This window comes from Kineococcus gurbantunggutensis, assembly GCF_050871925.1.
GTDB lineage: Bacteria > Actinomycetota > Actinomycetes > Actinomycetales > Kineococcaceae > Kineococcus.
Window position 1 is genome coordinate 1 of the sequence record NZ_JBJLSG010000228.1, and the last position, 5722, is coordinate 5722.

3 rRNA genes are annotated in these 5722 nt (G+C 59.5%); all 3 read right to left on the bottom strand.

The window, feature by feature from the left end:
• Nucleotides 1-20 precede the first annotated feature (20 nt).
• The 3 genes from rrf to ACRYR7_RS23830 all read right to left on the bottom strand — a co-directional run bounded on the left by rrf (nt 21) and on the right by ACRYR7_RS23830 (nt 5709).
• Nucleotides 21-137: ribosomal RNA gene (rrf, locus tag ACRYR7_RS23820) — 5S ribosomal RNA — on the bottom strand.
• Between the two features lie 223 nt (nt 138-360).
• A 23S ribosomal RNA gene (locus ACRYR7_RS23825) occupies nt 361-3516 on the bottom strand.
• Nucleotides 3517-4181: 665 nt separating this feature from the next.
• A 16S ribosomal RNA gene (locus ACRYR7_RS23830) occupies nt 4182-5709 on the bottom strand.
• Together the 16S, 23S and 5S rRNA genes form the textbook arrangement of a ribosomal RNA operon.
• Nucleotides 5710-5722: the final 13 nt, after the last annotated feature.

The following is a 5722-nucleotide window of genomic DNA, read 5'->3' on the forward strand; positions in this document are numbered from 1 at the left end:
CCGTCTCACCAGAAGTGAGTGGCCGGCGGTGTCCTACTCTCCCACCCAGTCTCCCGAGCAGTACCATCGGCGCTGGTGGGCTTAGCTTCCGGGTTCGGAATGTGACCGGGCGTTTCCCCACCGCTATGACCACCGGACCACGAGGGCCAGGATCCACAACACAGGTTGCGGCCTGAGAACCGCACAGCGGACGCACACACACGCACTGACAACAACTAACCCATCAACACTTCGACCGATTCGACTGTTTTCTCGTCGTGACCACTTCGCCACGAAGACCTCTCCCGTGTCCTTGACTCGTCAACCGTTCCCCACTCGAGCCCACCACACCCCACCCCATGATGGGAACTGGTGTGCGCTGGTAACAAGTGATCGGCTTATTAGTACCGGTCAGCTCCACAACTCTTGCGTCGTTGCTTCCACACCCGGCCTATCAACCCTGTAGTCTGCAGGGAGCCTCTCACCCCAAAAGGGGCACGGAAACCTCATCTCGAAGCAGGCTTCCCGCTTAGATGCCTTCAGCGGTTATCCCTTCCGAACGTAGCCAACCAGCCATGCTCCTGGCGGAACAACTGGCACACCAGAGGTTCGTCCGTCCCGGTCCTCTCGTACTAGGGACAGCCCTTCTCAAGTTTCCCACGCGCGCAGCGGATAGGGACCGAACTGTCTCACGACGTTCTAAACCCAGCTCGCGTACCGCTTTAATGGGCGAACAGCCCAACCCTTGGGACCTACTCCAGCCCCAGGATGCGACGAGCCGACATCGAGGTGCCAAACCATGCCGTCGATATGGACTCTTGGGCAAGATCAGCCTGTTATCCCCGGGGTACCTTTTATCCGTTGAGCGACCGCGATTCCACACTCCACGGCCGGATCACTAGTCCCGACTTTCGTCCCTGCTCGACATGTCTGTCTCACAGTCAAGCTCCCTTGTGCACTTACACTCGACACCTGATTGCCAACCAGGCTGAGGGAACCTTTGGGCGCCTCCGTTACTCTTTAGGAGGCAACCGCCCCAGTTAAACTACCCACCAGGCACTGTCCCTGATCCGGATCACGGACCGAAGTTAGACATCCAGAACGACCAGAGTGGTATTTCAACGTCGACTCCACGACCACTAGCGTGACCGCTTCACAGTCTCCCACCTATCCTACACAAGCCGTTCCGAACACCAATACCAAGCTATAGTGAAGGTCCCGGGGTCTTTCCGTCCTGCTGCGCGTAACGAGCATCTTTACTCGTAGTGCAATTTCGCCGAGTTCGCGGTTGAGACAGCGGGGAAGTCGTTACGCCATTCGTGCAGGTCGGAACTTACCCGACAAGGAATTTCGCTACCTTAGGATGGTTATAGTTACCACCGCCGTTTACTGGCGCTTAAGTTCTCAGCGTCCCGCACACGAGGTGCGGTAACCGGTCCCCTTAACGTTCCAGCACCGGGCAGGCGTCAGTCCGTATACATCGTCTTGCGACTTCGCACGGACCTGTGTTTTTAGTAAACAGTCGCTTCCCCCTGGTCTCTGCGGCCCTCAAGAGCTAGCCGGCAAGCGGCTTCACCCCTCAGGCCCCCCTTCTCCCGAAGTTACGGGGGCATTTTGCCGAGTTCCTTAACCACGATTCACTCGATCGCCTCGGTATTCTCTACCTGACCACCTGAGTCGGTTTAGGGTACGGGCGGCTCGAACCTCGCGCCGAGGCTTTTCTAGACAGCATGGGATCACCCTGCTTCCCCCATACGGGGTCACCATCGGGTCTCAGGCTGCATGAGGTGCGGATTTGCCTACACCTCGCCCTACACCCTTGGACGTGGACAACCATCGCCACGCGGAAGCTACCCTCCTGCGTCACCCCTGTTAATACGCTTGCCTACTACCGGATCGGGCCACACGCTCCACCGAGCCGCGCCCGAAGGCAACGACCGGCTTTGGGTGCTTAGCATCACCGGATTCAGCATGGGCGGTTCTACGCCGGTACGGGAATATCAACCCGTTGTCCATCGACTACGCCTGTCGGCCTCGCCTTAGGTCCCGACTTACCCAGGGCGGATGAACCTGGCCCTGGAACCCTTGGTCAATCGGCGGACGGGTTTCTCACCCGTCATTCGCTACTCATGCCTGCATTCTCACTCGTGTGCAGTCCACGACACGATCACTCGGCCGCTTCACCCCGCACACGACGCTCCCCTACCCATCCACACACCTGCCCACCGGCACCCGCGACCCAAAGGATCACGTCACCGATCAGAGGTCCACATGTGAATGCCACAGCTTCGGCGGTGTACTTGAGCCCCGCTACATTGTCGGCGCGGAATCACTTGACCAGTGAGCTATTACGCACTCTTTCAAGGGTGGCTGCTTCTAAGCCAACCTCCTGGTTGTCTGCGCGACTCCACATCCTTTCCCACTTAGCACACGCTTAGGGGCCTTAGCTGATGATCTGGGCTGTTTCCCTCTCGACTACGAAGCTTATCCCCCGCAGTCTCACTGCCACGCTCTCACTTACCGGCATTCGGAGTTTGGCTGACGTCAGTAACCCGGTGGGGCCCATCGGCCATCCAGTAGCTCTACCTCCGGCAAGAAACACGCGACGCTGCACCTAAATGCATTTCGGGGAGAACCAGCTATCACGGAGTTTGATTGGCCTTTCACCCCTACCCACAGCTCATCCCCCAGGTTTTCAACCCTGGTGGGTTCGGTCCTCCACGCGGTCTTACCCGCGCTTCAACCTGGCCATGGGTAGATCACTCCGCTTCGGGTCTAGAGCACGCGACTGAAACGCCCTGTTCGGACTCGCTTTCGCTACGGCTTCCCCACACGGGTTAACCTCGCCACGTACCACTAACTCGCAGGCTCATTCTTCAAAAGGCACGCCGTCACAGGTGCAAAGCCTGCTCCGACGGATTGTAGGCACACGGTTTCAGGTACTATTTCACTCCCCTCCCGGGGTGCTTTTCACCCTTCCCTCACGGTACTGGTCCGCTATCGGTCATCAGGAAGTATTTAGGCTTACCAGGTGGTCCTGGCAGATTCACACGAGATTCCACGAGCCCCGTGCTACTCGGGAGGTGCGCCCAGACAGGCCGCAGCATTTCGCCTACGGGGGTCTCACCCACTGCGCCGGACCTTCCCAGATCCTTCGGCTATGCCACGACTTTCTCACTGTCCGAGGCGTCGGTAGCCGCCTCCAGCACACTCCCACAACCCCGCCCGTGCAACCCCTACCAGGTATCGCACACGGAAACGGTTTAGCCTCATCCGCTTTCGCTCGCCACTACTCACGGAATCACTGTTGTTTTCTCTTCCTGTGGGTACTGAGATGTTTCACTTCCCCACGTTCCCTCCACGCACCCTATACATTCAGGTGCGGGTGACCGCCCATGACGACGGCCGGGTTTCCCCATTCGGACACCCTCGGATCACCGTTCGGTTGCCAACTCCCCGAGGCTTATCGCAGGCTCCCACGTCCTTCATCGGCTCCTGATGCCAAGGCATCCACCATGCGCCCTTACACACTTGCCACCACCACACACCAGCACCCACCACCCGCGGCACCCCCCACCCCACCACTCCCACCGGCAGCACCCCGAAGGAAGCACACCAGCACAAGCAGCAAGCAGAGAGCACCACGCGGCGCGGAAGCCCGTGCGGCAGGGCCAAGCGAAGAACCCTAACCACAAAGACACAGAAAAAATCTACTCGACGAAGCACCACGACAAGAAACCAGTCACAGTCATTGTCAATGCAATGCTCGCGTCCACTGTGCAGTTCTCAAACAACAACCAGACACCACCTCGCACACCACGGGCACCAGACACCGGGAGAACCCCGACCGATGTGACCCGCACGAGACGGCCTGACCAAGAGACGAACCCCACCCCCCGCACCCCCGCGCCGGCCGGCCCGAAGACCCACCAGGAGAAGGAGTGAAGAGCAGTGCCCGGTCCCTCAGGACCCAACAGTGCGCCAGGTGCCCACCACCAGAACCGGTCCCGGCGTTCCAGACCCCACCCACCCCGTTGCCGGGAGAAGGCGCAGCCGTACTAGCCACCGATCAGACGATGAGCACCGTGTTGATGTTCCACCCTCGAGCACCGGCCTGCGAACGCTCGCCGCAGAAACCGGCCCACCCCACCACACCCCTCCAGGACGAACCTGCAAGAACGCGGTGGGCTGATGCTCCTTAGAAAGGAGGTGATCCAGCCGCACCTTCCGGTACGGCTACCTTGTTACGACTTCGTCCCAATCGCCAGTCCCACCTTCGACAGCTCCCCCCCTTACGGGTTGGGCCACCGGCTTCGGGTGTTACCGACTTTCATGACGTGACGGGCGGTGTGTACAAGGCCCGGGAACGTATTCACCGCAGCGTTGCTGATCTGCGATTACTAGCGACTCCGACTTCACGGGGTCGAGTTGCAGACCCCGATCCGAACTGAGACCAGCTTTTTGGGATTCGCTCCACCTCACGGTATCGCAGCCCTCTGTACTGGCCATTGTAGCATGCGTGAAGCCCAAGACATAAGGGGCATGATGATTTGACGTCATCCCCACCTTCCTCCGAGTTGACCCCGGCAGTCTCCCATGAGTCCCCAACCGAATTGCTGGCAACATGGAACGAGGGTTGCGCTCGTTGCGGGACTTAACCCAACATCTCACGACACGAGCTGACGACAACCATGCACCACCTGTGCGCGACCAACTAAATGAAGCTCCATCTCTGGAGCGCCACCGCGCATGTCAAGCCTTGGTAAGGTTCTTCGCGTTGCATCGAATTAATCCGCATGCTCCGCCGCTTGTGCGGGCCCCCGTCAATTCCTTTGAGTTTTAGCCTTGCGGCCGTACTCCCCAGGCGGGGCGCTTAATGCGTTAGCTGCGGCACGGAGTCCGTGGAATGGACCCCACACCTAGCGCCCAACGTTTACGGCATGGACTACCAGGGTATCTAATCCTGTTCGCTCCCCATGCTTTCGCTCCTCAGCGTCAGTTACGGCCCAGAGACCCGCCTTCGCCACCGGTGTTCCTCCTGATATCTGCGCATTTCACCGCTACACCAGGAATTCCAGTCTCCCCTACCGCACTCAAGTGTGCCCGTACCCACTGCAAGCTCAGAGTTGAGCCCTGAGTTTTCACAGCAGACGCGACACACCGCCTACGAGCTCTTTACGCCCAATAATTCCGGACAACGCTTGCACCCTACGTATTACCGCGGCTGCTGGCACGTAGTTAGCCGGTGCTTCTTCTGCAGGTACCGTCACCGCACCGGAGTGCGGCTTCTTCCCTGCTGAAAGAGGTTTACAACCCGAAGGCCGTCATCCCTCACGCGGCGTCGCTGCATCAGGCTTGCGCCCATTGTGCAATATTCCCCACTGCTGCCTCCCGTAGGAGTCTGGGCCGTGTCTCAGTCCCAGTGTGGCCGGTCGCCCTCTCAGGCCGGCTACCCGTCGTCGCCTTGGTGGGCCATCACCCCACCAACAAGCTGATAGGCCGCGAGCCCATCCCCAGCCGAAAAACTTTCCACCCGCATCGGATGCCCGAGCGAGTCGTATCCGGTATTAGCCACCGTTTCCAGTGGTTGTCCCAGAGCCAGGGGCAGGTTGCTCACGTGTTACTCACCCGTTCGCCACTGATCCCCCCCGAAGGGGTTCACCGTTCGACTTGCATGTGTTAAGCACGCCGCCAGCGTTCGTCCTGAGCCAGGATCAAACTCTCCGTCGAAAAAACCATAGAC